Annotated in this window: 29 protein-coding genes, 2 tRNA genes and 1 pseudogene; 17 read left to right on the top strand and 15 right to left on the bottom strand. The window is 69.6% G+C overall.

Annotation, left to right across the window (positions count from 1 at the left end):
- Positions 1-203, top strand: a pseudogene (locus tag KBY96_RS11980) (photosystem II q(b) protein); the annotation flags it as partial.
- Between the two features lie 180 nt (positions 204-383).
- On the top strand, positions 384-1472 hold the full coding sequence (aroC, locus tag KBY96_RS11975; protein ID WP_254979634.1) for a chorismate synthase: 1089 nt from the start codon (positions 384-386) through the stop codon (positions 1470-1472).
- Between the two features lie 43 nt (positions 1473-1515).
- Here aroC and KBY96_RS11970 read toward each other — a convergent pair whose 3' ends face one another.
- The 4 genes from KBY96_RS11970 to psbO form a co-directional block, all read right to left on the bottom strand.
- A complete protein-coding gene (locus KBY96_RS11970) occupies positions 1516-2097 on the bottom strand; it encodes a bifunctional 4-hydroxy-2-oxoglutarate aldolase/2-dehydro-3-deoxy-phosphogluconate aldolase (RefSeq protein WP_254979649.1) in 582 nt (193 codons plus the stop codon).
- Between the two features lie 72 nt (positions 2098-2169).
- Positions 2170-4014, bottom strand: a complete 1845-nt coding sequence (gene ftsH3 / locus KBY96_RS11965) for an ATP-dependent zinc metalloprotease FtsH3 (protein ID WP_254979632.1) — start codon at positions 4012-4014, stop codon at positions 2170-2172.
- 76 nt (positions 4015-4090) lie between these two features.
- A complete protein-coding gene (gene sat, locus KBY96_RS11960; RefSeq protein WP_254979631.1) occupies positions 4091-5269 on the bottom strand; it encodes a sulfate adenylyltransferase in 1179 nt (392 codons plus the stop codon).
- Positions 5270-5409: 140 nt separating this feature from the next.
- Complete coding sequence (gene psbO, locus KBY96_RS11955) at positions 5410-6231, bottom strand: photosystem II manganese-stabilizing polypeptide (protein WP_254979630.1); 822 nt, start codon at positions 6229-6231, stop codon at positions 5410-5412.
- Positions 6232-6385: 154 nt separating this feature from the next.
- Here psbO and KBY96_RS11950 point away from each other — a divergent pair, with 154 nt between their 5' ends.
- Positions 6386-6727, top strand: a complete 342-nt coding sequence (locus tag KBY96_RS11950) for a hypothetical protein (RefSeq protein ID WP_254979629.1) — start codon at positions 6386-6388, stop codon at positions 6725-6727.
- Here the strand turns inward: KBY96_RS11950 and coaBC are convergent.
- Both coaBC and KBY96_RS11940 read right to left on the bottom strand, forming a co-directional pair.
- Positions 6654-7955, bottom strand: coding sequence for a bifunctional phosphopantothenoylcysteine decarboxylase/phosphopantothenate--cysteine ligase CoaBC (gene coaBC, locus KBY96_RS11945; protein ID WP_254979628.1), 1302 nt, complete (start codon positions 7953-7955; stop codon positions 6654-6656). The two genes, KBY96_RS11950 and coaBC, sit on opposite strands and share 74 nt — an antisense overlap.
- Positions 7956-7958: 3 nt before the next feature.
- Positions 7959-8168, bottom strand: a complete 210-nt coding sequence (locus tag KBY96_RS11940) for a DUF2555 domain-containing protein (RefSeq protein ID WP_254979627.1) — start codon at positions 8166-8168, stop codon at positions 7959-7961.
- A gap of 42 nt (positions 8169-8210) precedes the next feature.
- Between KBY96_RS11940 and KBY96_RS11935 the strand changes: the two genes are divergently transcribed.
- The 4 genes from KBY96_RS11935 (at position 8211) to KBY96_RS11920 (ending at position 9463) form a co-directional block, all read left to right on the top strand.
- Positions 8211-8283: transfer RNA gene (locus KBY96_RS11935), tRNA-Ala, on the top strand.
- Between the two features lie 15 nt (positions 8284-8298).
- Positions 8299-8460 carry a PCP reductase family protein gene (locus tag KBY96_RS11930; protein ID WP_254979626.1) on the top strand — a complete coding sequence of 54 codons (162 nt, stop codon included), beginning with the start codon at positions 8299-8301 and terminating at the stop codon, positions 8458-8460.
- A 77-nt stretch (positions 8461-8537) separates the two neighbouring features.
- On the top strand, positions 8538-8735 hold the full coding sequence (locus KBY96_RS11925) for a hypothetical protein (protein ID WP_254979625.1): 198 nt from the start codon (positions 8538-8540) through the stop codon (positions 8733-8735).
- Between the two features lie 356 nt (positions 8736-9091).
- Positions 9092-9463 carry a DUF565 domain-containing protein gene (locus KBY96_RS11920; protein WP_254979624.1) on the top strand — a complete coding sequence of 124 codons (372 nt, stop codon included), beginning with the start codon at positions 9092-9094 and terminating at the stop codon, positions 9461-9463.
- Here KBY96_RS11920 and KBY96_RS11915 read toward each other — a convergent pair.
- Positions 9460-10479, bottom strand: coding sequence for an aspartate carbamoyltransferase catalytic subunit (locus KBY96_RS11915; protein ID WP_254979623.1), 1020 nt, complete (start codon positions 10477-10479; stop codon positions 9460-9462). The genes KBY96_RS11920 and KBY96_RS11915 overlap by 4 nt on opposite strands.
- 22 nt (positions 10480-10501) lie before the next feature.
- Positions 10502-11125, bottom strand: a complete 624-nt coding sequence (locus KBY96_RS11910; RefSeq protein ID WP_254979648.1) for a DNA-3-methyladenine glycosylase — start codon at positions 11123-11125, stop codon at positions 10502-10504.
- Between KBY96_RS11910 and KBY96_RS11905 the strand changes: the two genes are divergently transcribed.
- Positions 11124-11279 (top strand): hypothetical protein, encoded by a 156-nt coding sequence (locus KBY96_RS11905; protein WP_254979621.1) that lies wholly within the window; start codon positions 11124-11126, stop codon positions 11277-11279. The genes KBY96_RS11910 and KBY96_RS11905 overlap by 2 nt on opposite strands.
- 30 nt (positions 11280-11309) lie before the next feature.
- Here the strand turns inward: KBY96_RS11905 and KBY96_RS11900 are convergent, their stop codons facing one another.
- Entirely contained in the window at positions 11310-11600 is a 291-nt protein-coding gene (locus KBY96_RS11900; protein WP_254979647.1) for a DUF6679 family protein, read from the bottom strand.
- Positions 11601-11734: 134 nt separating this feature from the next.
- Between KBY96_RS11900 and KBY96_RS11895 the strand changes: the two genes are divergently transcribed.
- Together KBY96_RS11895 and gatC are read left to right on the top strand one after the other, a co-directional pair.
- The gene (locus KBY96_RS11895) at positions 11735-12580 is read left to right on the top strand and encodes a creatininase family protein (protein ID WP_254979619.1); all 846 of its coding nucleotides are present in this window, start codon (positions 11735-11737) and stop codon (positions 12578-12580) included.
- Positions 12581-12650: 70 nt separating this feature from the next.
- Entirely contained in the window at positions 12651-12944 is a 294-nt protein-coding gene (gene gatC, locus KBY96_RS11890) for an Asp-tRNA(Asn)/Glu-tRNA(Gln) amidotransferase subunit GatC (RefSeq protein WP_254979618.1), read from the top strand.
- 4 nt (positions 12945-12948) lie between these two features.
- Here gatC and crtR read toward each other — a convergent pair whose 3' ends face one another.
- Positions 12949-13941: a beta-carotene hydroxylase gene (gene crtR / locus KBY96_RS11885; protein WP_254979617.1), complete on the bottom strand. Its 993-nt coding sequence runs from the start codon at positions 13939-13941 to the stop codon at positions 12949-12951.
- 88 nt (positions 13942-14029) lie between these two features.
- Positions 14030-14111, bottom strand: a tRNA-Leu gene (locus KBY96_RS11880).
- Positions 14112-14184: 73 nt separating this feature from the next.
- Between KBY96_RS11880 and KBY96_RS11875 the strand changes: the two genes are divergently transcribed.
- The 3 genes from KBY96_RS11875 to KBY96_RS11865 all read left to right on the top strand — a co-directional run bounded on the left by KBY96_RS11875 (position 14185) and on the right by KBY96_RS11865 (position 18351).
- A complete protein-coding gene (locus KBY96_RS11875) occupies positions 14185-14805 on the top strand; it encodes a Ycf66 family protein (protein ID WP_254979616.1) in 621 nt (206 codons plus the stop codon).
- 96 nt (positions 14806-14901) lie between these two features.
- Complete coding sequence (gene ileS, locus KBY96_RS11870; protein WP_261358405.1) at positions 14902-17814, top strand: isoleucine--tRNA ligase; 2913 nt, start codon at positions 14902-14904, stop codon at positions 17812-17814.
- Positions 17815-18351, top strand: a complete 537-nt coding sequence (locus KBY96_RS11865) for a cupin domain-containing protein (protein ID WP_254979615.1) — start codon at positions 17815-17817, stop codon at positions 18349-18351.
- A 27-nt stretch (positions 18352-18378) separates the two neighbouring features.
- Here KBY96_RS11865 and KBY96_RS11860 read toward each other — a convergent pair whose 3' ends face one another.
- On the bottom strand, positions 18379-18693 hold the full coding sequence (locus KBY96_RS11860) for a hypothetical protein (protein ID WP_396122318.1): 315 nt from the start codon (positions 18691-18693) through the stop codon (positions 18379-18381).
- Positions 18694-18712: 19 nt separating this feature from the next.
- Positions 18713-19330, bottom strand: a complete 618-nt coding sequence (locus KBY96_RS11855) for a DUF3177 family protein (RefSeq protein WP_254979614.1) — start codon at positions 19328-19330, stop codon at positions 18713-18715.
- 59 nt (positions 19331-19389) lie between these two features.
- Between KBY96_RS11855 and KBY96_RS11850 the strand changes: the two genes are divergently transcribed.
- The 4 genes from KBY96_RS11850 to KBY96_RS11835 are packed head-to-tail and all read left to right on the top strand — an operon-like array spanning position 19390 to position 23687.
- Complete coding sequence (locus tag KBY96_RS11850; RefSeq protein WP_254979613.1) at positions 19390-20700, top strand: FIST N-terminal domain-containing protein; 1311 nt, start codon at positions 19390-19392, stop codon at positions 20698-20700.
- A gap of 2 nt (positions 20701-20702) precedes the next feature.
- Positions 20703-21386 carry a tRNA (guanosine(46)-N7)-methyltransferase TrmB gene (gene trmB / locus KBY96_RS11845; protein WP_254979643.1) on the top strand — a complete coding sequence of 228 codons (684 nt, stop codon included), beginning with the start codon at positions 20703-20705 and terminating at the stop codon, positions 21384-21386.
- Positions 21387-21403: 17 nt separating this feature from the next.
- Positions 21404-22741: an IctB family putative bicarbonate transporter gene (locus KBY96_RS11840; RefSeq protein ID WP_254979612.1), complete on the top strand. Its 1338-nt coding sequence runs from the start codon at positions 21404-21406 to the stop codon at positions 22739-22741.
- On the top strand, positions 22734-23687 hold the full coding sequence (locus KBY96_RS11835; RefSeq protein ID WP_254979611.1) for a BadF/BadG/BcrA/BcrD ATPase family protein: 954 nt from the start codon (positions 22734-22736) through the stop codon (positions 23685-23687). The genes KBY96_RS11840 and KBY96_RS11835 overlap by 8 nt, the downstream gene beginning before the upstream one ends.
- A gap of 1 nt (position 23688) precedes the next feature.
- Here the strand turns inward: KBY96_RS11835 and glmM are convergent, their stop codons facing one another.
- Positions 23689-25107, bottom strand: a complete 1419-nt coding sequence (gene glmM, locus KBY96_RS11830; RefSeq protein WP_254979610.1) for a phosphoglucosamine mutase — start codon at positions 25105-25107, stop codon at positions 23689-23691.
- 71 nt (positions 25108-25178) lie between these two features.
- Positions 25179-25394: a hypothetical protein gene (locus tag KBY96_RS11825; RefSeq protein WP_254979609.1), complete on the bottom strand. Its 216-nt coding sequence runs from the start codon at positions 25392-25394 to the stop codon at positions 25179-25181.
- Positions 25395-25406: the final 12 nt, after the last annotated feature.

Below are 25406 nucleotides of genomic sequence, written 5' to 3'. Positions count from 1 at the left end.
TGGCCTTCAACCTCAACGGTTTCAACTTCAACCAGTCGATCCTCGACGGCCAGGGCCGTGTGGTGAACACCTGGGCCGATGTGCTGAACCGTGCCGGTCTGGGCATGGAAGTGATGCACGAGCGCAACGCTCACAACTTCCCCCTCGACCTGGCCGCTGCAGAAGCCACCCCCGTGGCGCTGACCGCACCGACAATCGGCTGAGGCCACACAGCCCGGCTGAGGCCAGACGGCCTGCCGAGGTTGAACAAGCCTCAACCAGACGGAATCTCCAGTACCCCCTCCCGATCGGGAGGGGGTTTTTTCATGCAACAGCTGAGGCACAAAGCGGCGCTCTCTGCGCTGCGGGCGGCTCCCCTACGCTCGCCGCAATGGGTCCTTGCCATGGGCAGCAGCTTCGGACAGCTCTTCCGCATCACCACTTTCGGCGAATCCCATGGCGGTGGTGTGGGCGTGATCGTGGAGGGCTGCCCGCCGCGGCTGGCGCTCGATCTGCAGGCCATCCAGGCCGAACTCGACCGGCGTAAACCAGGCCAGAGCAAGATCACCACCCCCCGCAAGGAAGACGACCGCGTGGAGGTGCTGAGTGGCCTGCTTGATGGCATGACCCTGGGCACCCCGATTGCCATGGTGGTGCGCAACAAGGACCAACGCCCCGGCGATTACAAGGAGATGGAGGTGGCCTTCCGCCCCTCCCACGCCGACGCCACCTATCAGGCCAAGTACGGGATCCAGGCCCGCAGCGGCGGCGGCCGGGCCTCGGCCCGGGAAACGATTGGCCGCGTGGCCGCTGGTGCCATCGCCAAGCAACTGCTGGCCCGTGCCGCCGGCACCGAGGTGATCGCCTGGGTCCGCCGGATCCACGACATCGAGGCCGCGGTAGATCCGGCCACGGTGACCCTGGAGGCGGTGGAGAGCACCATCGTGCGTTGTCCGGATCCAGCCGTCGCCACGCGGATGATCGAGCGCATCGAGGCCATCGGCCGCGAGGGGGACTCCTGCGGCGGGGTGATCGAGTGCCTGGTGCGGCAGCCGCCGGTGGGATTGGGCATGCCGGTGTTCGACAAGCTGGAGGCGGATCTCGCCAAGGCGGTGATGTCGCTGCCGGCCACCAAGGGCTTCGAGATCGGCTCCGGCTTCGGCGGCACCCTGCTCAAGGGCAGTGAGCACAACGATGCCTTCCTGCCCACAGCCGACGGCTCCCTGCGCACCGCCACCAACAACTCCGGCGGCATCCAGGGGGGCATCAGCAATGGCGAGGAGATCGTGATCCGGGTGGGCTTCAAGCCCACCGCCACGATCCGCAAGGAACAGCAGACGATCAACGCCGCTGGAGCAGCCACCACCCTGGCGGCTAAGGGCCGCCACGATCCCTGTGTGCTGCCGCGGGCGGTGCCGATGGTGGAGGCGATGGTGGCCCTGGTGCTGGCTGACCATCTGCTGCGCCAGCAGGGCCAGTGCAGCCTCTGGTAGCGGCGCCTTCGTCCGCGTCCAGGCGGGCTCAGTCCGATGGCGCTCAGCCCAGCCGGTTCACCAGTTCGGCCAGCCCCGCCCAGGCCTCGGGCCCGTTCAGCTGGCCGCCCAGGGCCACCCCATCCACGCCGGCGGCCAGCCACGGCCCCACATCACCCACCCCCAGCCCACCGGCGGCAATGCAGCCGGGCAGGCTGCCGAGGGGACCCCGCAGCCGGGGCCAGTAGCCAGGCCCAAGGTGGGCGGCTGGAAACAGCTTCACCAGCGGGCAGCCCAACCGGCGGGCCCGCTGAACCTCGCTGGGGCTGAACACCCCCGGAACCAAGGCCAGGCCCCGGGCACGCGCGGCCTGCAGCAGATCGGCATCCAGCACGGGGGACACGGCATAGCCCAGAGCTGCTGCTCGTGCCGCTTCCACGGCCTCGAGGCTGCACACCGAGGCTGCCCCCAGGCTGAGGCGGGGAAAACGCTCCACCAGTGCGGCGGCCTGGACGGTCCAGTGGGGATGGTCAGTCCAGGCCAGCTCCACATGGCGCAGGCCGATCTGATCCAGGCGCTCTAGCTGGTGCAGAAGGGTCAATGGCTGTTCAGCGCGAAGCACCGCCAGCAGGGGCTGGCGGTGCAGGGCTGTGAGCAGGGCCTCAGCGGAGTCGATCGAGGCTGTGGTCGTGATGGGCTGGAGCGGCGGGCCGGGAGTTCAGACGTACTCGGCGACATGGACGTCGCGGCGGATCAGCAGCTCCTGCAGATCCTCGGCATCCACCGTCTCCTTCTCCACCAGCATCTCGGCGAGCTCGTCGAGCACGCTGCGGTTGGCGGTGAGCACATCGGTGGCGCGGCGGTAGGCCTCAGCCACGAGCTGGCCCACTTCTTCGTCGATGGTGGCGGCGGTGTCCTCGGAGAAGTCGCGCTCGGCGGCAATGTCGCGCCCCAGGAACATGCCGCCCTGGGCGCGGCCCAGAGCCACCGGACCAAGACGGTCGCTCATGCCGAAGCGGGTGACCATCTGGCGGGCCACCCGGGCCACCTGCTGCAGGTCGTTGGAGGCACCCGTGGTGACTTCATCGTCGCCATAGACAATTTCCTCGGCCACCCGGCCACCGAGAGCCACCGCCATCTGGTTCTGCAGGTAGGCGCGGGAGTAGAGGCCGGATTCCATCCGCTCCTCAGACGGGGTGAAGAAGGTGAGGCCGCCGGCCTGGCCGCGTGGAATGATCGAGATCTTCTGCACTGGGTCGTAGTCAGGCATCAGGGCACCCACCAGGGCGTGGCCGGATTCGTGGTAAGCCACCAGGCGCTTGCGCTTCTCGCTCATCACCCGGTCTTTCTTCTCCGGACCGGCCATCACCCGTTCGATGGCGTCATTGACCTCATCCATCGAGATCTCATTGAGCTGCCGGCGAGCCGCCAGGATCGCCGCCTCATTGAGCAGGTTGGCCAGGTCGGCTCCGGTGAAGCCGGGGCTCCGGCGCGCCACCTTGTCGAGATCCACGTCCTTGGCCAGGGTCTTGCCCCGGGCGTGGACCTGGAGGATCTGCAGGCGGCCGCTGTAGTCGGGTCGATCGACCACCACCTGGCGATCGAACCGGCCGGGCCGCATCAGCGCCGCATCCAGCACGTCGGGGCGGTTGGTGGCCGCCACGATGATGATGCCGGTGTTGCCCTCAAAGCCGTCCATCTCCGTGAGCAGCTGGTTGAGGGTCTGCTCGCGTTCGTCGTTGCCCCCGCCCAGGCCGGCGCCGCGCTGACGGCCCACGGCGTCGATTTCATCGATGAACACGATGCAGGGGGCATTCTTCTTGGCCTGCTCGAACAGGTCGCGCACCCGGCTGGCACCCACGCCCACAAACATCTCCACGAACTCCGAGCCGGAGATGGAGAAGAAGGGCACGCCGGCCTCACCTGCCACCGCCTTGGCCAGCAGGGTTTTGCCGGTGCCGGGAGGGCCCACGAGCAGCACGCCTTTGGGGATCTTGGCGCCGACGGCAGTGAAGCGGTCGGGATTCTTAAGGAAGTCGACGACTTCGGTGAGCTCCAGCTTGGCCCCCTCGATGCCGGCGACGTCCCCGAAGGTCACCTGGGTCTGCGGTTCCATCTGCACCCTGGCCTTGCTTTTTCCGAAGCTCATGGCCGGGTTGCCGCCGCCACCCTGGGCGCGGCGGAGCAAGAAGAACAGGCCCCCCAGCAGCAGCAGCGGGAAGATCAGGCTGCCCACCGCCTGCTGCCAGGCCGCCGGTTCACGGCTGGGCTGCACCGCGATATCCACGTCGTGGTCGGTGAGCAGCTTGAGCAGATCCTGATCAGGGGCCAGGTTCACAACGGCGCGACGGCCGTCGCTCTCCACCACCTGGGCGGTGCCGCGGTCGGGAGAGATCAGCACCCGCGACACCTCGTTGGCCTGCACGGCCTCCACGAAATCGCTGTAGCGCAGGGTGCGCGGTGCACTGGCGGGATTGGGGCGGTCGAGGAAGGCCGTGCCCACAGCGATCATCACGATCACCAGGAGCACGTAGAGCCCCGCGTTACGCCAGCGTTTCTTCACGGCACTCGCCTCAGGTGAGAATCAAGGTAAAAGAACGTTACTCGCGCCAACTCGGGGCCGGACGACCCGGAGGGGCTCAGGCGGCCGAGCGCAGCACCTCCACCACACTACGGAAGGCGAACCATTCGGGGATCTCCTCGCCACCGCGCAGCATCTGGCGGAACTGGGTGCCGCTGAGCTTGCGCACGTGCAGGCCCCGGGCCTTGGCGTGATCGGCCGTGACGTAGCCCTCCTCCTCGGTGTACACCAGGTTCAGCGAGGGCACGGTCTCCATGCCCAGCTCTCCGGCGTGCTCGCGGGCGAAGTCCTGGGCGTCGTAGGGGCCGTAGAAGTCGTTGCCCGTGAGGGAGCTCTTGCAGCCGGCCATGTCGCGGCCGATGATGAAGTGGGTGCAGCCGTAGTTCTTGCGGATGATCATGTGCTGCAGCGCCTCCCGCGGGCCGGCCATGTGCATGGCATAGGGCAGGTAGGCCCAGCGGATGCGCGGGTTGGCCACCTCCTCCGCCAGCCGCTCGTAGGTCGCGAAGCGCACCTCGCCGGAGATGTCGTCCTCCTGGGTGGGGCCGCAGGTGGGGTGTACCAGCACCACGCCACCCTCACTCACGTTGTCGGCGTGCAGGGCGCGGGTGAACAGCTCGTAGTGGGCGCGGTGGATGGGGTTGCGGCACTGGAAGGCCACCACGCTGTGGCCCGCCGGCAGGGTGGCGCGCACCTCGGCGGGGGTTTTGCAGGGAAACACGCGTTGGGGCAGCTCCAGCCCCTGCAGGCTGCCGCCCAGATAGAAACGGCCGCGCTCGCCGCTGATCATGCGCACGGCGGGATGCTCGATCGAGGTGGTGCCATAGCAGCCCTGGGCCTCTTTCGCCTTGTCGGGCTCCCAGCGACTCTCCACGGTGAGCACCGCCAGCTCCTGGCCCCGGTAGGTGAGCAGCAGGCGGTCGCCGACGGCGATGGTCTCGTCGTCGCTGTCGAACACGATCGGCAGGCCGAACAGCAGGTCACTGCTGGTGCGGTGGCCGGCGACAACGGCGTCGTAGTCCTCCTGATGCATGAAGCCGCGCAGGGGGGAAAAGCCCCCCACCACCAGCAGCTCCACATCGCAGGCGTTGCGGTGGCTGCACTCGATCCGCCGACCGGCGGAAACCCGCACGGCCTCGCGTTCGGGCGCCGGCACCATCAGGTCCACCAGGCTGCCGCCGTGGGGGGCGATCAGACCCGCGTGGGCGGTGTGGGGGCTGGTGTCAACGGCGGCCATCGGCAGGGCGAGCGGTAATGGCTGCGGATTCTCCCAGACCAGGCCAAGCCCCCCACCCAGCCAAGCCCCTGACGCTGACACGACCACAAAAAAGGGGGGCCATGGCCCCCCCTTTTTGTGGTCAGGCTTGCAGGTGGTGATCAGACCTCCTCCAAGCGGCCGTAGATCTCGCCGGTGATCTTCACGTCCAGGGGATCCTTCGAGCCCATGTCGGTGTCGGAGGGCTGGAGGGCGGTGAACACGCCGGCGAACTCGCCGCTGCTGGGATCGACCCGGGTGATGGACAGCTCCATGGTGCCGGTGCCGTCGACATAGCGCTTGATGTTCTCGCGCTCAAGGCCATCGCTGTCGGCACCGAGACCCACCAGGCCCTGGGTGTAGTCCACACCGGTGGTGAGACCGCGGCCCTTGGGATCAAGGAAATTGGAGGTGCGGTAGCTGGGCACGCGGTAGTCACCGTTGAAGTCGGTGCTGGTGCTGATCGCAGCGCCATCGGCCGTGGCCTTCAGCTCCTTGCTGGAGAACACAAAGGGCACTTCCTCACCGCCGGGCAGCAGCACGGTGATGAGCTGGAAGTCGAGGCCGCCCTGCTCCTGGAACTTGATCGTGTCACCCTCCACGTTCAGGTCGCCATAGACCTGATCAAGGCTGGTGGTGAAGCGGGTGAGGATCTTGCCCGGCACGAAACGGGCCTCCTGGCGCTTGTTGGCCGGCTCGCCCTTCACGGACACCTCGGCGGGATGCATGCAGATCTCACGCAGCTGGTAGCTGGTGCCGGAGTCGAGGGCAATCGAGCCCCGCGCCGATTCAGGCAGGGTGGGGCAGTCGTTGGCCAGGCCGGTGTTGTGGATCTCCTCGTAGGTGAGCTGGGAGCGATCCACGGCCTTGGCCCCACCGCTGCAGGCGGTCACCAGGGTCAGACACAGCGCCAGCACGAGGGCCAGCAGAGGACGGAAACGCATGGAAGAACGCCGCAGAGAGGTGACAGGGACTGGGCTGGGGCGGATCCTACCGGTGCCGAACCCCTACTCCCCGTACGATGAAAAGGCTCTCAACAACCTGTATGCGAGCACGCTGCATGCGAGCACGCCCCGCTGACGCCACCCGCCGCTGTCGATGACCCCAAACGCGGATCCCCTCAGTCCCCAGCAGCGGCGCCTGGCCCAACTGCTCGAGCAGCTCGACGGCCTCGCCCTGGAGCTCGCCGACGATCCCCAGGGCTTGCTGGGCCTGCTGCGGCAACTGGAGCAGCTGCACCGCAGCATTCAGGACGGACCCTTCCGGAGCAGCCTGCCAGCCGAACGCAACCGGCTGTTCAGCCTGCTCCAGGAAATGGAGCACAGCGGCGGCTGGCCCTACATCCCCCGCCTGCAGCTGCGCACATTCATGGATCTGCTGCAGCGCGAGAGCCCTGGGGACGAACCGCATCAGACACCGGAGCATCCCCTGGCGGCCTGATCTGGAGCCGCAGAGCGCTGAGCAGGTGGTGGGCCAGAGCCAGCTTTGAGGCGGGTCCCCATTCGCTCACCTGGTCGGTCTGCGGGCCGAGCAGCCAACCGCGGTTGCCGGCGGCGGCAAACCCGGCGCCAGGCTGATCGATGGGATTGGCGAACAGCAGGTCGCAGCCCTTGCCTGCCCATTTGGCCTGGGCCTGGGCGAGCACATCACCGCTGTGGGCGGCAAATCCCAGGATCACCTGGCCTTCGGGCCGCCGTAGCACCAACCCCCTGAGGATGTCAGGCACCGGCTCCCAGCCGCCGGCCAGTGCGCTGGCGAGCTCCTGCTTGGACACCTTGTGCAGCAGCGGCGTCGCCCGGCGGTGATCGGCCACGGCCGCCGCCATGGCGATGGCATCGGCTGTGGGCTGGGCCTCGTTCAAAGCGCGTTCCATCTCGGCCGCCGTGGTCACCGGGCGGCAGCTGAGGCCTTCCAGCCAGGACTGGGGCACCTGCAGGGGGCCGTGCACGAGGTGCACCCGGGCACCGCGCAGGCGGGCGGCCTGGGCCAGCAGCACCCCCATCCGCCCCGTGCTGGGGTTGGTGAGACAGCGGGCCGGATCGAGCGCCTCGCGGGTGGGTCCCGCACTCACCAGCAGCGTCAGCCCCTGCCAGTCGCGGCGCCAGCCCCACAGGGCCAGTGACTCCAGGGCCAGCACGAGCAGATCGGGATCGGCCATGCGGCCGTCGCCGCGGCGGTCGCAGGCCAGCAGCCCGGCCTCCGGGGGCAACGGCAACACCCGCGGCCAGCTCTGCAACTGCTGCCAGTTGGCACGCACCCCCGGCGAGGACCACATGGCGGTGTTCATGGCCGGGGCCACCAGCACCGGCGCTTCACAGGCCAGCAGGGTGCTGGCCAGCAGGGTGTCGCCCAGACCGTGCAGCCAGCGCCCCAGGCTGGTGGCGCTGAGCGGAGCCACGAGCACCAGCTCGGCCCATTCGGCCAGTTCCACATGCAACGGCCTGGCGGCCTGATGGCTCCACTGATCGGCGTCGAGCTGGCAGGGCTGGCGGCTGAGGCAGGCCAGGGCCTCCGCGCTCACCAGCCTGGCGGCGCTGGGGGTGAGCAGGCAGCGCACCAGCGCGCCCCGCTGCACCAGGGCACTCACCAGCAGCGGCAGCTTGACAGCGGCGATGCTGCCGCTGATCCCCACCAGGATGCGGCGACCGGCCAGGGGATCGGGGCTCACGGCTCAATCCTCGTCAAAGGGCTCCTGGTCCACCAGATGCACGTAGGGCCGGGCCAGATCAGGACGATGAATCGCCAGTGCCCGCATCAGATGCCAGTCGGCAAGGCCATCGAAGGGGCTGGGGTAGTCGTCGTCCTCGAGGCGGCGGGCCAGCTCGGCGATGCCGGCCTCATCGAAGGCCGCCAGGTCGTTGGGGGTGATCGAGGCGGACATGGGCGGCCAGCGGGAAGCTCCAGGAGGAATAATGGGCTGAGAGGGGAATTAGCTCAGCTGGTAGAGCGCTGCGATCGCACCGCAGAGGTCAGGGGTTCGAGTCCCCTATTCTCCATCGCCCTCCCTGATCATGACCTGGACTGCTGAGGCCGAAGGCCGGCTGCGCGAGGTGCCGTTCTTCGTGCGCCCCGCCGTGCGCAAACGCATCGAACGCCTCGCGGCCGAGGCCGGCCTTGAGCAGATCGACGCGGGGTTTTACGAGCAGGCCAAGACACGCTTCGGCCAGACGTGAGCCCCAGAGCTGCCGCGGAGCGCAGCGGCGCAGAACCGGTGATGCGGTAAAAGAGACGCATTACCGGCCCCACAGTCATGTCGCAGTCGAAACGCGAGCAGGTGGTGAGTCACCTCCGCTACATCCGCCAGGAACTCCGCGAGATGCACCAGGGCGTGATGGAGGACGGACTGCTTCCCGAAGCCGGTGAGGTGCGCGGCGTGATGGCGCAGATGGAGGCGCTGCTGGAACTGCTGGAGGGCAAGTCCAGCCGGAAGAAGGACAGCGACGGCTGAGCGAGCGAGCAACTGGGAGCAGAGCGCCGGTGCGACAGAGCAGCCCTCCCTGGACCCTTGGCATGGCCAGCCACCGCCGTCAAGGGCCCAGCAGGACGCTCCCGCAAACGTCCAGACCACCCTTGCCTCCGGCACATCAGCCCGCTTTGGTTAGCCAGTCCCCATCACCCGGCTCGGGCCATCAGGCACCGGGCTTTTTTATTGCCATCCCCTATCAGTAGCGCAACAAAGCTGGCAACACGCAACAGATGGTGTAGACAAGGTGCGGCAGGGCTTGGCCGGGTGATGGGGATCACCACCTTCTGACCCTGCCACTTCTTCGACCGCCCCTGTCCCACCGGCAGGGGTTTCCGGCGATGCGATCACCGCTCCAGGCAGCACCGGCCAGCCCCCGACCCCTGCAGCAGACCCGCTTCCAGCGCAGCCTGGTGGAGTCTGGTGACCGGCTGGTGGCCTGGGCCAGCAACCCCTGGCGTCGCCTCTCTCTACGGCTGATCGTGCTGTTGATCAGCTTCTCCATCGGCGGGGTGGTGGCCTCGATCGGTGGACAGATCGGCCAGAGCGATCCAGTGGGGGCCCTGCTGTGCGTGCTGGCCATGGAGCTGGCGGTGCGTGCCCGCGGGCCCCTGCGGCGGCGCGACGGCGATCGGCTGCCGCTGCAGCTGCTGGACATGGCCCGCATCGGCCTGCTCTACGGCCTGCTGCTGGATGGCTTCAAGCTGCTCTAGACGCCGCTTTCGGTGGCCAGCAGGTAGAGCAGCGCCATGCGCACCGGGATGCCGTTGCGCACCTGCTCCTCCACCAGACTGCGCTCGGGATCATCGAGCAGGGCGCCGGCCAGCTCCACGCCCCGATTCACCGGCCCGGGGTGGAGCACCGGCACGGGACGGCCGCAGAGGGCCAGGCGCTCGTGGCTGAGACCGTAGCTGCGGTGATAGCTCTCCAGGCTGGTGAGCAGGTGCTGGTGCATGCGCTCCTTCTGAAGTCGCAGGGTCATCACCGCATCGGCACCGGGCAGGGCCTCCTCGAGCCGACGCACCAGCCTCACGGGGATGCGATCGGGCACCGGATCCCCCACCTGACCCGGCGGCGGGGCCGCCAGGAAGTCGGCAAAGCAGTCGGGCAGAAGCGTGGGCGGGCCGCAGAGCACCACCTCAGCGCCGCAGGCGCTGAGGGCCCAGAGATTCGAGCGGGCCACGCGGGAGTGCAGCACATCGCCCACGATCACGATGCGCCGGCCGCGCAGCGCCGCCGGCGAGGGGGCATCCGGTTGGAAGTGGCGCGCCAGGGTGAACAGATCGAGCAGTCCCTGGCTGGGATGGCTGTGCAGGCCATCGCCGGCGTTGAGCACTGATACCCGCTCCGGACCCCGATCGAGATGCTCCGCCAGGATCTGGGGCACGCCGGCACAGCTGTGACGCACCACCAGCACGTTTGCCCCCATGGCCACGTAGGTGCGGGCGGTGTCCAGCAGGCTTTCGCCCTTGGCGAGGGAGCTGGACCCCGGGAGGAAGCTCTGCACATCGGCCGAGAGGCGCTTGGCGGCCAGCTCGAAACTGCTGCGGGTGCGGGTGCTGGCCTCGAAGAACAGGGTGGTCATCAGCCGGCCCTGAAGGGCCGGGAGCCTGCGGGCCCCCACCACCGGCAGGCTGCGGAAGCGCTGGGCAAGCTCCAGCACGGTGGCGAAATCGTCGGTCGAGAAGGCCGACAGATCAATCACGTGGCGGTGAACCCAGCCGCTCAACAGCCCGCCCCCACAGGTCGACTCAACTTAGGTGCAGGCGGGGCGGCGGCCGATCTCCGGCAGCGCGGCGGCTGACGGCGCGGCTGCGGCGCAGGTACCAGCGCCAGGGGAGCTCCCGACCCTGGCTTATGCCGATCCGCTCCGTCTGCATCAGATCGTCGGCAGCCAGAGCCAGGGCCGGGGGGCGCGGCGCCAGCCACAGGCCCCGCAGGGCCTCCACCGCCGCGCCGTCGTGGCCGCGATCGATGCCAAACCGCCGGGCCAGCAGCCCCGGCCCCGCGGCACGGCGCTCCGGCTCGCCGGGCAGTTCGGCGGCCCGCAGCAACACACCATTGGCCCACTCGGGCCGGCCCGTGACCACGTTCACACAGTGATGGACCCCGTAAGTGAGATAGACATAAAAGCGACCCGGCGGGCCAAACAGGGTGGCGTTGCTGGCCGAGCGGCGGCGATACCCATGGCAGGCCGGCTCGCTCTGGCAGTAGGCCTCCGTCTCCACGATCACGCCCCAGAGCCGGGAACCATCGCCCCGTTGCCGCACCAGCAGACAGCCCACCAGCTCGGGGGCCACCCGCTCGGCCGGGCGCGCAAAGAAGGCGGCGGGCAGCACAATGGAGGTCAACTCCTCCTGCTCCACCAACCCCATGGACAGCTCTGCCGCCACCGCGGCCTCCGGTTTCACTCTGGGCACCCTTCTGCTGGCCGTGAGCGGTCTGTTCTGCCTGACCACACTGTTCTTCGGCACCAAGGGGGGCTACTACGACACCGACGACTACGACGGCAACGGCACCGCCCACTGAAGAACCAGCGGTGGGAAGCAGCGGTGAGGGTCAGCCGCTGAGGCGCTCGGCTTCGGGGCAGTCGTCGGCCGTGGGCAGCTCTTCACCGGGCGCCCGGCACACGTAGGAGAGGCGGGTGCTCACCGCACCGATCGAATCGAGCCGCACACTCTCCTCCCAGCTGTGGGCCTCGTCGTCATCGGTGGCGTCGTAGCGCAGGGTGACCAGATCGCCGTCGATCTCCACCACCAGGGCTTCCTCGATCCAGCGCTGCTGGTCGCGCAGAAACACCCACACCGGCCGGCGTTCGGCGCTGAACTGATAGAGCTTGCGATGCAGCATCGGCCACGGGCTGAGCTCGCCCATCGATCCTAGACACACGGGTCCGCGCCCCCGCTGTTCACCCTGATCCGTTTGGCTCAGCCCAGTCTGCGGCCCCTGCTGATCCCGTCCTCGCCCCCATCCCCGCCCCCGCCATGCCAGAGAGCGCCGAACTGTCCACCACCGACCAGCCAGACATCGGCCTGGGCAGCGCCCCCGGCGACACAGTCGAGGTTGAGGGCGTGGATGCCATCCGCCTGCAGCTACGCAGCTGGCCCGAGGTGGAGGCCTACCTGCGGCGCTGCCGCGGGGTGATCGTGCCCCTGGGCTCCACCGAACAGCACGGCCCCACCGGTGCCATCGGCACGGATGCCCTCACCGCCGAGGCCGTGGCGCTGGAGGTGGGGCGCCGCACCGGCGTCCTGGTGACCCCGGCCCAGGCCTTCGGCATGGCCGAACACCACCTGGGCTTCGCCGGCACCGTGAGCCTGCAGCCCAGCACCCTGATGGCCGTGCTGCACGACGTGGTGCTCTCCCTCGCCCGACATGGGTTTGAGCGCGTGTACGTGATCAATGGCCATGGCGGCAACATCGCCACGGCCAAGGCCGCCTTCGCCCAGGCCTACGCCACGGCCACCGCCCGCTCCCTGCCGGTGGCGTCGCGTCTGCGCTGCAAGCTCGCCAACTGGTTCATGGCCCCACCGGTGATGCAGAAGGCGCGGCAGCTCTACGGCGAGCGCGAAGGCCATCACGCCACCCCCAGCGAGATCGCCCTCACCCTGCATCTGGAGCCGAGCCTGATCGCCAAGCAGCGACCGCTGCCGGAGCCGGCGCCGCCCGGCCCCATCCACGGTCCCGACGACTTCCGCCGCCGCCACCCCGACGGCCGCATGGGCTCCGACCCCTATCTGGCCCGTGCGGACCATGGCCAGACGCTGCTGGAGTTGGCGGCAGCCGCCCTCGCCGCGGATCTGCAGACGTTCCTGGCAGCCGACGACTGAGGGGCCGAGGACTGGGGCGAAGAGCGGAAGCGACCTGGCGCTAGCGTCGCCCCACCTGTTCGCTGCCGCCATGAGCCAGATCAGCGCCGACGATGTGCGCAAGGTGGCCGGTCTCGCCCGGCTGGCCCTGGCGGAGGAGAAAATCGCCACCTACACCACCCAGCTGGAGCGCATCCTCGAGTACGTCGACCATCTCCAGGCCGTGGATACGGAGGGTGTGCCCCCCACCACCCGGGCCGTGGAGGTGGTGAATGTGACCCGCGACGACCGGGTGGAGTCGACCCCGATACGCGAAGACCTGCTCAACCTGGCCCCGCAGCGGGAGGGTGATTTCTTCCGGGTGCCCAGAATTCTGGGAGAGTGAGCGTTCAGCGCACCGGCGAGATGGCGGTGCGATGCAGAAGGGCCAGCACCCGACGGCGGGCGTGACGGGTGGGCATCAGGGCCGCCAGGGGACGAAGCTTGCTGCGGCGCTTGCTATGGCTGCGCACACCAACCACGATGTCGTAGAGAAAGTTGAGACCGTCGCTGCGGGATTCAAACAGCCCAAGCCGCTGTGGTGACCCCTTGGCATCAAGCAGGTGCTTGGTGGCGTGATAGGCGGGACGGTATTCAAACCAGGGGATGGAGGGCCAGAGATGGTGAACCAGGTGGTAGTTCTGACCCATGATCAGCCAGTTCATGAGACGGCCCGGATACACACGGGCGTTGTGCCAGCGATTGCGGGACTGGAATGGCCGGTGCGGCAGATAATCGAAGAACAGCCCCAGAGTGACGCCCACCATCAGGGCCGGGGCGAACCAGCAATTGAAGATGAAGGGTAGAAAGTCGTACTTTGCCGCGGCGATGACAATCGCCACAAAGATTCCACGGGCAATGCCCCACTCCAGCAGTTCATAGCGCCTCCACAGGCGACGCTGAAAGAAAAACAGCTCGTGATAAAAGAAGCGTGGCGCGATCAACCACAACGGTCCAAACGTGCTGACGATGTGGTCGGGATCGTGCTTGGGATCGTTGACATGCGCATGGTGCTGCAGGTGCACCCGGGTGAACACAGGGAAACTGAAGCCCAGCAGCACGGCCGCTCCGTGGCCCATCACCGCATTCCAGAAGCGGTGGGGATGGGCGGCGTTGTGGCAGGCGTCATGGATCACCGTGCCTTCGAGGTGCAGGGCCAGGAAGCCCGTGATCACCAGCGGCAGCAGGGGCCAATGGCCCACAAACCAGCCCCAGATGGTGAGTGCAGCCAGGCCGTAGCCAGCCAGGAAAAGCCCCACGGTGGGGTTCCAGGGATCCGGGGGATCGATGAACTGCCTGGGAACCGAACGGGGCAGCAGTGCAGCGGCCGGGGCCTGGATCATGGGCGCAGACAAACCCGACTGAAGGAAACGGAGCTTTGAAACTTAGGCAAGGGCCTGGGCCTGCCGGGAGTCGCGGTCACCGAGGGAATGCCCACCGGGGGACTTGAACCCCCACGACCAAGGTCACTGGAACCTAAACCCAGCGCGTCTACCAATTCCGCCAGGTGGGCAGCTCAGCGACTGTAGGCAGGGCCCCCCGCCAGCGCCCAGCAGCTCACAATGGGGCTGACCCGCCCCCTGGCCATGCTCGCCACCCTGGGCGGCACCCTCGCACTGCTGCTGGGGCTCGCCGTATTGCTCCTACCGCTGCTGCTGCCGGAGCTGAGCCGCTCCCGCGACGCCGTATGGGGGGCGCTGGTGCTGCTGCTGGGCCTGGTGTTGGTGACCAGTGCCGAGCGGCTCACCGGCGCCCCGATGCTCGGGGTGCTGTGCGGCGGCCTGCTGATCGGGCGGCTGGGGGTGGAGGTGGCCCAGGGGCGCTGGCGCCAGCTCACGGCCGAGGAGCAGCAGCGGCTGGCATCAGCCGAACGCTGGCAGAAGGCTCTGGGGGAAGCCGGCAGCGCCGCGGGCCGTCTGCTGGAGCTGGTCAACCAATGGCGGGCAACCGCGGGCGCGTGGCTGCAACAGCGGCGGCAGCCCCGCAGCTCCGGCAAGCGCTGGGTGCGGCCCGAGCAGCCCATCACCGAGCCCGCGGGGACGGACCCATCCACCCAGGCAGCCTCCAGCGGCGATCCCCAGGTCGTGACCTCGTTCACCGAGATCGATGCCCTGATCGAGGCGAGCGAGGGCGAGAACACAGAGGGCGGGGACAGCGAGAACGCGGGCAGCGACGACGACGCCAATGCCTCGAGCCGGACGGGATAATCCGTTGTTGCTGCATCCGGCCCCGTGACCGCCAGGCCCGCGTCCGAGCCGATCTCCTACAAGGACACCCTCAACCTGCTGCAGACGCCCTTTGCGATGCGGGCGAACGCCAAGGCGCGGGAGCCGGAAATCCAGGCGTTCTGGGCCGAGCGGCGGATCTACGAGCGCCTCAGCCGCGAGAACCCCGGCGCGCCCTTCACCCTGCACGACGGGCCGCCCTACGCCAACGGGGCGCTGCACGTGGGCCACGCCCTCAACAAGATCCTCAAGGACATCATCAACAAGACAGCTCTGCTGCAGGGCCGCAAGGCGCGCTTCGTGCCGGGCTGGGACTGCCACGGCCTGCCGATCGAACTCAAGGTGCTCCAGGGCCTGAAGAGCAGCGAACGGGCCGAGCTCACGCCCCTGAGCCTGCGCCAGAAAGCGCACGCCTATGCCCTCGAGCAGGTGAAGGGCCAGAAGACAGGCTTCCAGCGCTGGGGCATCTGGGCCGACTGGGATGCCCCGTACCTCACCCTGCAGACGCCCTACGAGGCCGCCCAGATCGGTGTGTTCGGCGCCATGGTGCTGGCCGGCCACATCTACCGCGGGCTGAAACCAGTGCACTGGAGCCCCAGCTCACGCACGGCCCTCGCGGAAGCCGAGCTCGAGTATCCCGAGGGCCACACGTCGCCGAGCGTGTATGTGGCCTTCCCGGTGGAGGCCGTGCCCACGGCCCTGGCCAGCCAACTCAGGGCCGTGGGCATCGAAGCCGAGAACAGCGGCCAGATGAACGCCAGCGGCAGGCCGATCACCCTCTCGCTGGCGATCTGGACCACCACCCCCTGGACCCTGCCCGCCAACCTGGCCGTGTCGGTGCACGGCCGGCTCGACTACAGCATCTGCGCGGTGAACGGCGGCGACAGCCTCTCCAACCACCTGGTGGTGGCGAGCGAGCTGGTGGAAGGTCTGCAGCAGACCCTCGGCCTGGCCCTCAAGCCCCTGGTCTCCCTGAAGGGCGAGGAACTGGATGGAGTCGTGTACCGCCATCCGCTGCTGGAGCGCCGCGGCCAGGTGGTGATGGGCGGCGACTACATCACCACTGAAACCGGCACGGGCCTGGTGCACACCGCCCCCGGCCACGGCGTGGACGACTTCAACACCGGCAAAAAATACGGCCTGCCGGTGCTCTGTCCGGTGGATGAGTCCGGCACCCTCACCGAAGAGGCTGGGCCCTTCGCCGGCACCAACGTGCTCAAGGACGCCAACCCCACCATCATCGAGGCCCTCAAGGCCACCGGCACCCTGCTGCGCGAGGAGCGCTACGCGCACCGCTATCCCTACGACTGGCGTACCAAGAAACCCACGATCTTCCGCGCCACCGAACAGTGGTTCGCCTCGGTGGAAGGCTTCCGCAGCGCGGCTCTGGAGGCCATTGCCCAGGTGGAGTGGCTGCCGGCCAGCGGCCGCAACCGCATCGAGGCGATGGTGAGCGAGCGGGGCGACTGGTGCATCAGCCGCCAGCGCAGCTGGGGCGTGCCGATCCCCGTGTTCTATCACCGCGAAACCGGGGAGGTGCTGCTCACGGAGGCCACCCTGGCCCACATCCAGGCATTGATCGCCGAGCACGGCAGCGACGTGTGGTGGCAGCGCGACGAGGCGGGCCTGCTGCCACCGGAGCTGGCCGGCGAGGCGGGTGAATGGCGCAAGGGCACCGACACCATGGACGTGTGGTTCGACTCGGGTTCGTCCTGGGCCGGCGTGCTGGGCGGACTGAAGAACAGCGGCAGCCATGGGCCCGCCCTCGGCTACCCAGCCGATCTGTATCTCGAGGGCAGCGACCAGCACCGGGGCTGGTTCCAGAGCAGCCTGCTCACCTCGGTGGCCGTCAACGGGCACGCCCCCTACAGGCGAGTGCTCACCCACGGCTTCGCCCTCGATGAACAGGGCCGCAAGATGAGCAAGTCGCTGGGCAACGTGGTGGACCCGGCAGTGCTGGTGGAGGGCGGCAGCAACCAGAAACAGCAGCCCGCCTACGGCGCCGATGTGCTGCGGCTGTGGGTGAGCTCGGTGGACTATTCCGCCGATGTGCCCCTGGGCCCGGGGATTGTGAAGCAGCTGGCCGACGTCTACCGCAAGGTGCGCAACACGGCCCGCTATCTGCTGGGCAACCTGCACGACTTCGACCCCAGACCCCGGGCCGAGGGGGGCGATGCGATCCCCCACGCCGAGCTGCCGCTGCTCGATCAATGGATGCTGCAGCGCACCGCCACCCTGATCGAGGCTGTGACGGGCGAGTTCGAGCGCTTCGAGTTCTATCGCTTCTTCCAGGCCCTGCAGAACTTCTGCGTGGTGGACCTCTCGAACGTGTACCTCGACATCGCCAAGGACCGCCTCTACGTGAGCGCCGCCGGCGAGTTCAGGCGCCGGAGTTGCCAGACGGTGCTGAGCCTGGTGGCAGAGCGGCTGGCCGGCCTGATCGCGCCGGTGTTGTGCCACATGGCCGAGGACATCTGGCAGAACCTGCCCTACCCGGTGGCCGAGGCCTCGGTGTTTGAACGGGGCTGGCCGGAAGCGCCCGAGCCCTGGAACAACCCGGCCGTGGCGGCGCCGATGGACGCCATCCTGGAGCTGCGGGCCCTGGTGAACCGCCAGCTGGAGAGCTGCCGGGCCCAAGGAGAACTGGGGGCCTCCCTGGAAGCCCAGGTGCAGGTGGAGCTGGTGCCCAGCGGCGATGGCGATGGCAGCAGCGGCACCGATCTGGCCGCGGCCCTGACCTGGCTGCAGAGCTCCCCCCATCCGGAGGTGGACAACCTGGCCGACTGGCTGCTGGTGTCAGCCCTGCATCTCGGCGACGAAGCTCCGGCTGGGGTGGTGCTGCGCCAGGCCGAGGAGGGCGGCGTGCGCGTGCGGGTGGCCCGTGCCGCAGGCCGGAAATGCGAGCGCTGCTGGCACTACGAAACCGACATCGGCCGGCACAGCGCCCACCCCAGTCTCTGCGGCCGCTGCGTGGCCGTGCTGGAGGGCTGAGTGCGGGCCCCACAGCTCCAGCTCCCCCCGCCGGATCCGGATCACCTGATCCGGGCGCTGGAGCTGCTGCCCCACCCGGAGGGCGGCCATTACCGGGAGACCTACCGCGCCAGCGCCCAGGTGCAGACCCCGCGCGGGCCTCGGGCCGCCAGCACCGCCATCCTGTTTCTGCTGGCGGCGGGGGAATGCTCCCTCTGGCACCGCATCCACTCCGATGAGGCCTGGCATCACCATGGCGGCGGTGGGCTGCTGGTCTACGAGCTCTGCCCGGCCGGCTCGGTGCGCCGCACGCGGCTGGGCTTGAACCTGGCGGCCGGGGAGCGCCCGCAGCATGTGGTGCCGGCCGGCAGCTGGTTTGCCGCCGAACCGGCACCAGCCAGCTCCTGGGGCCTGGTGAGCTGCACGGTGGCGCCCGGATTCGACTTCAACGACTTCGAGCTGGCCAGAACGGACTGGCTGGAGCCCCACGGCGCTGCCCTGGCCAGCCTCTGTCCCCAGTGGCGCCGGCTGTGCCAGGACCGACCAGCCGGGCCCTGAGCGGGGCGGCGTCCTGAGCGCCGCGACTCACTCCCAGGCCGCGGGCTCGAGGAACCGGGCCACCCGTTGCGGACGTCCCAGGGACTGCTCGGCGGCCGGGTTGAGGGGTCCGAGCAGCAGTTCGGCCGCCTCGATCCGCGCCTCCTCGCTCAGGGCGGGCTGATCGGGATTGAAGGCGGTGGGGTGGCTGACGCTGCTGGAGAAGCCCCGGAAGATCAGCAGCTCGAACGGTTCATCCCCGCCGGTGGCAGGCAGGCTGCCGCGCAGCCGCAGCACCCGATCGGGCCGGCCGCGACTGATGGCCTCCAGTCCCGCCAGCAACGCAGCGATGGTCATCGTCATCGGTTCTCAGAATCGGTTCTCAGAACTCGCCCGCCACCCGACCCAGACGCGGCAGGCGCACCAGCAGCCACTGAAGCAGGCCCACCGCGTAAGCCACCAGGCCCAGATAGCCGATGAAGGCCGCCACGGGAGGGGTCCACTGGCCACCGAACACGAATTCGAACACGCGCTCGAGGTGGCTGTGCAGACGGATCGGCGCTTCCATCCACACGCTGCAGCGGGCCGTGGCCCGGATACCGGCATCGAGGCAGCCCAGAGCCGTGGCACTGAAGGCGGCACTGAGCAGCGCCCAGATGCTGAGGCTCCAGCGCCAGATGCGGGTGGTGAGTGGCAGCGCTCGCCAGGGCGGCAGATCGGCCAGTTCCTCGTTGAGATCCACCCAGAACCACAGGCTCACCACCAGCAGCAGCGGCGCGATCACCAGCAGCACGAAGGCGAGCGGGCGGCGGTCGGTGAGCAGCAGGTTGGCCAGCAGCAGCAGGCTGGCCACCTTCCAGTAGAGCCCCAGCAGGCGCAGCAGGGAGCGCTCCCGGCGCAGGGCGGCCCACACCAGCAGCACCAGCGGCACACCCAGGCTGAACAGCACCCCCAGCCGCACATCGAGCCACACCAGTGAGCGGTAGAGGGTGTCCGGCACAGCGGCGGTCCAAGGAGGCGCCATTATCCGACGCCCCCCTGCGGCGATAGGGTCCACTGATGGCTGCTTTCCCTCTCCCTGGCTGGCTGGGCCGTGGTCTGGGATCCCCAGGCCCCGCCCCGTGGTGCCGCACGGCCCTGGCCACCGACGTCTCCCTGGAGACGGCCGTTGCCACCGTGGCCCGTCAGCTGCGCGGCGCCACTCAGGCCGACCTGGCCCTGGTGTTCGTGTCCGCGAGCTACGCCAGCGACCTGCCCCGGTTGCTGCCCCTGCTCCAGGAGCGGATCCAGGCTGAACACTGGCTGGGCTGTCTGGCCGGCGGTGTGATCGGCACCGCCCCACAGGCAGCGCCACGGGAGCTCGAGCAGGAGGCCGGCCTGAGCGTGACGCTGCTGCGGCTGCCCGGGGCACGGCTGCAGCCCTTCGCCATCCAGAGCGGACAGCTGCCCGACCTCGATGGTCCCGCCGACCCCTGGCTGGCCCTGCTGGGACGGGCCGAACAGGCGGCTGAACTGGCGTCCAGCCGCTCGATGCTGCTGCTGGTGGACCCTGGCTTCTCAGGCATCAATGACCTGATCAGCGGCCTGGACTACGCCTGCCCCGCCGCCACCAAGGTGGGTGGCATCGCCTGCCCCCACAGTGCCTCCCGCAGCTCGCTGCTGTTTCAGCAGCAGGTGTGCGACGGCGCGGTGGGCTGCCTGATCGACGGCGACTGGAGCCTCGATCCGGTGGTGGCCCAGGGCTGCCGCCCGATCGGCCCGGTGTTCGAGGTGGAGGAGGCCCAGCGCAATGTGGTGCTCAAGCTCAGCTGCGGCGAGCGGCAGAGCACGCCGGTGGCGGCGCTGCAGGCGATCATCACCAACCTCAGTGCCGAAGAACGGGAGCTGGTGAAACACTCGCTGTTTCTGGGGGTGGGCCGCGACAGCTTCCGGCTCGAGGCCGCCACGGACGATGGGGATGGGGATGGGGATGGCGATGGCGTGGCGCCCACCTTCCTGGTGCGCAACCTGCTGGGGGTGGATCCCCGCAACGGGGCCGTGGCGGTGGCCGAGCGCATGCGGGTGGGACAGCAGGTGCAGTTCCAACTGCGCGATGGCAACGCCTCCCGGCAGGAGCTGGAGCTGCTGCTGCGCCGGCAACGGCGGCGGCCCGGGGAACCGCTGGCGGCCCTGCTGTTCGCCTGCCTGGGGCGGGGCCAGGGTCTCTACGGCGGCCCCGACGGCGATGTGACGGCAGCCCGCGAGGTGTTCGAGGCGTTGCCGGTGAGCGGCGCCTTCTGCAATGGCGAGATCGGCCCGGTGGCCGGCAGCACCCACCTGCACGGCTACACCGCCAGCTGGGCGTTCCTGGTACCCAGCGACGCCGACTGATGGTGCGGCAGCACGTCAACCCACTCAGCCGCTTCCACCAGCGGCCGCTGGCGCTGCCCCCACCGGCAGAGCTGTTCGCCGATCCGGCCCGCCCCATCCATCTCGACATCGGCTGCGCCCGGGGCCGCTTCCTGCTGGCCATGGCCGAGGCCCAACCGGAGAACAACTACCTGGGTGTGGAGATCCGCCGACCCCTGGTGGAGGCGGCCGAAGCCGAGCGCCGGGCCCTGGAGCTCAGCAACCTGCACGTTCTGTTCTGCAACGCCAACGTCAGCCTCGAGCACTGGCTGGCCTGCCTGGAGCCGGGCCTGCTGGGGCGGGTGAGCATCCAGTTTCCCGACCCCTGGTTCAAGAAGAGACACCACAAGCGCCGGGTATTGCAACCGGCCCTGCTGCTGGCCCTGGCTTCCGCCCTGGCACCGGGGCGGGAGCTGTTCCTGCAAAGCGATGTGCAGGCGGTGATCGAGCCGATGGTGCAGCTGGTGGAGGCCTCGGGCTGCTTCAGCCGGCCGGCGGCGGATGCGCGGCCCTGGCGCGGTGCCAACCCGCTGCCGGTGGCCTCCGAGCGCGAAACCCATGTGCTGCAGCAAGGTCTCCCGGTGTACCGGGTGCTGTTCCAGCGCAACCGGCAGCCCCTACCGGCCCTGGCGCTGCTGGAGCATGCAGCGGCCGATAATCGCCCCTGAACCAACCTGGACCTGCCGTGGGCGAATCCAGCCTCTCCGCCGCACCGCCGCTGCTGCTGCGCTGGCAAGGCCTGCTGGCGGGCTGGCGGGTGGGAACGGTGGGCGAGCGGCTGGTGCCTCTCGCCGGCCTGGTGCTCTGCGCCCTGATGGCGGGACTGCCGCTGGTGAGTCGCGCCGGCCTCAGCCTGCTGATCCTGGCCAGCGGAGCGCTGTGGCTGTTGCTGGCCCTGCGCCGTCCGGCCCGGGGGATCGGTGCCATCAACGCCTGGATCCTGGTGATCCTGGCGGTGGCCCTGGTGGCCACCGGCTTCTCGCCGGTGCCGAGCGCGGCGGCCAAGGGCTTGCTGAAACTGGTCAGCTATCTCGGGGTCTATGCCCTGATGCAGGAAGTGCTCTGGGCCGCGCCGCTGTGGTGGGACCGGATCGTGGCCTCCCTCCTGGGCGGATCGCTGCTCACCAGCGTGATCGGCCTGCGCCAGCTCTATGCCGACACCTCGGAGCTGGCCGGCTGGGCCGATCCCACCTCCGTGGCCGCGGGCACGGTGCGGATCTACAGCACGCTCGACAACCCCAACCTGCTGGCGGGCTACCTGCTGCCGATCCTGCCCCTGGCGCTGGTGGCGGTGCTGCGCTGGCGGCAACCGGCCCGGCGCCTGTTCGCCCTGGCGGCCCTGGTGCTGGGCCTCGCCGCCCTGGTGCTCACCTACAGCCGCGGCGCCTGGATGGGACTGGTGGCCGCGGCGGCCGTGATCGTGGTGTTGCTGGCAATGCAGCAGACGCGCCGCTGGCCGCCCCTGTGGCGCCGGCTGGTGCCCGTGCTGGTGCTGGTGGGAGGCGTAGCCCTGCTGACTGTGCTGGTGTTCCAGGTGGAAGCCCTGCGGGTGCGGGTGCTGAGCCTGCTGGCCGGGCGGGGCGACAGCTCCAACAACTTCCGCATCAACGTGTGGCTGTCGGCCCTGGACATGATCCAGGCCAGGCCCTGGCTGGGGATCGGCCCCGGCAACGACGCCTTCAACCTGATCTACCCCCTCTATCAGCAGCCCCGCTTCAACGCCCTCAGCGCCTACTCGATCCCCCTGGAGCTGGCGGTGGAGGCCGGCATCCCCGGGCTGGTGGCCGGCATCGGCCTGGTGCTGGCGAGCCTGCGCCGGGGTGTGGCGGTCTGGCGCCGCAACGCCGCCATGGCACTGCCCGCCATGGGGGTTCTGGCGGTGATCGCCGGGCTGGGGGTGCAGGGTCTCACCGACACCATCTTCTTTCGGCCGGAGGTGCAGCTCACCGGCTGGTTCTGCCTGGCCACCCTCTCGGCGGCGGATGGCAGCCGCCCGCCCGCCGGGGCCGCCGCGCGTGTCTGAGCTGATCGCCGGTTTCGATGCCGGCCAGACCCGCACCCGCTGCCGCCTGGCTGACGCCGGCAGTGGGGCGATCCTGGCTGAAGGCAACGGCCCCGGTGTGCACCATCTGGCCAGCGGCGGTGCGGCCGAGCACTTTCAACGGGCCCTCAGCCTCAGCCTGGCGCAGGCCCTCAGGGCTCTGGAACCCGGGACACGGGGATCGCTGCTGGCCGCTGCCGTCGGTGCCAGCGGCATCGAGGTGGGCAGTGCCGTGCAGCTCCAGGGCCGGCAACTGGCGGCCGCCGCCCTGGACCTGCCGCCGCAGCGCACGGTCGTGACTGGCGATGAGCGCACGGCGCTGCGAGGGGCCATGGGCACGGCCAGCGAAGGAGTGCTGCTGATCAGCGGCACCGGCACCATCGCCGTGGGCCGCAACCGCCAGGGGGCAGAGCATCGCTGCGCCGGCTGGGGCTGGCTGCTCGATGGCGCCGGCTCGGCGATGGACATCGGCCGGGACGGCCTCAGCGCCAGCCTGGAGATGGCCGATGGCCGCCGGCCCGAGACTGAGCTGCGCCAGAGACTGTGGAAGGCCCTGGCGCTGAACTCCCAGGATCCGGGAGCGGCGGCGGCGATCAAGGCCCGGGTGGTGCAGCCCGACTTCGGCGCCGCCAGTTTCGCCGCCCTGGCGCCGGTGGTGCTGGCGAGCGCCGAGGCCGGCGACGCCAGTGCCCTGGCGATCGTGCGCCGCAACGCCGCTGCCCTGGCCGCGATGGCAGCGGCAATCAGCCGCCGGCTGAACCTGGAGCGGCCACCGGTGTGGCCCCTGGGAGGAGCCCTGAGCCATCTGGCCCTGCTACGCCGGGAGCTGGAGCTCGCCCTGGCCATCGAGCTGCCCGGCGCCTGGCTGGCGGCACCGGCCGCGGACGCCTGTGCCGGCGCCCTCAGCCTGGCCCGCGAACAGCTCTAGTTCAGGCGGCATTCAGGTGCCGCTCGGCCACGGCGGCGAGCTGGCTGGCCCAGCGCTGCACCAGCTCGGGTTCGGCCGCCTCCACCATCACCCGCAGCAGCGGTTCGGTGCCACTGGCACGCACCAGCACCCGGCCGAGACCGTGCATCTCGGCCTCGGCCCGCTCCAGCTCCCGGCACAGGGGAGCGCACTGCTGCCAGTGCTGGCGCCGCTCGCGATCGGGCACGCGCACGTTCACCAGGCTCTGGGGATAGGGGCGGAAGCTGCCATCCAGCCACTCAGCCAGGCTGAGGCCCCGGCCGTGCAGCAGGGTGGCCACCTGCAGCGCCGTGAGCAGGCCATCGCCGCTCATGCCATGGCGGGCCGAGAGGATGTGGCCCGACTGCTCTCCCCCCAGGCCCGCACCCAGTTCCTCCATGGCACGGTGCACGTGCTGGTCGCCCACCAGGGTGCGCTCCAGCACCCCGCCGCGCAGCTGCCAGGCCCGCTCGAAGCCGAGGTTGCTCATCACCGTGGCGACGATGCGGCGATCGGGAAGGCTGTCGGACTCCATCAGGGCCGAACCCCACAGGTAGAGGATCTGATCGCCGTCCACCACCCGCCCGCGGCCGTCGACGGCCAGCATGCGGTCGGCATCGCCGTCGAAGGCAAAGCCGATCTCAGCCCCGGCGGCCAGCACCGCCTCGCGCAGCGGCTCGAGGTGGGTGCTGCCACAGGACACGTTGATACGGGCCCCGTCCGGCTCGCCGTGCAGCACCGTGACCTGGGCGCCGAGGTCGCGGAACACGGCCTCACCGCAGGCAGTGGCTGAGCCGTGGCAGAGATCCAGCACGATGCGGCAGCCTTCGAGGCTGCGGCCTTCGACGCTGGCCACCAGGGCCTGGCGGTAGTCGGCCATCAGATCGGCCCGCTCCACGCTGCGGCCGCTGCTGCAGAACTCCGGCATCGGGATGCGGCCGGACAGGCCGGCCTCGATCGCCTGTTGCAGCTCGGTGCTGAGCTTCGCCCCCGAGGGGCCGAACACCTTGATGCCGTTGTCTGCTGGAGGGTTGTGGCTGGCCGACACCATCAAGCCCCCGGCGGCGGCGGCGCGGCGGATGGCGCCGGGCACCGCCGGCGTGGGGCAGATCCCCAGGTGCCAAACCTCCCGTCCGGCCGCCGTCAGGCCGGCGGTGAGCGCGGCAGTGAGCATGGGCCCGCTGATGCGGCTGTCACGGCCGATGAGCACCGGGGCTCCGGCGGGAAGCACCTGGCCGCACCAGAACCCCACCTGCAGGGCCAGGGCAGGCGTGACCTGGCTCCCCACCTGTCCGCGGATGCCGTCGGTGCCGAAACCGGCGATGCCCTCACCCAGTGGATGGGCCAGGGGCGGATGGCCCAGGGGCAGATGACCCAGCAGATGGCTGGTCGGCTGGGTCATGGCGAAGCCAGTGCTGGGGGCAAGCGTATGTCCAGGCGCCCGGGACGCCCAGCCCGGCAGTGCCAGCTGGTTCAGCGCCAACGACGCGGCCACCACACCCAGCCGCACAGCTCCATCAGAGCCCACAACAACAGGCCACCCACCACCCAGCCCGGCAACCAGCTGAACGGCACCCATGGGCGCAGCACCAGCACCAGTGCCGCCAACCCCAGCACCCGCAGGGCCCGCAGACGCTGGGCACTGCCGGGGAGGCTGGAGAGGTAGGGCGGCAGGGCAGGCCGGCGCATGGGCGGCGAGGT

It is taken from the genome of Cyanobium sp. ATX 6A2 (genome assembly GCF_024346355.1).
GTDB lineage: Bacteria > Cyanobacteriota > Cyanobacteriia > PCC-6307 > Cyanobiaceae > NIES-981.
This window is presented reverse-complemented; position numbering and strand designations above follow the sequence as displayed.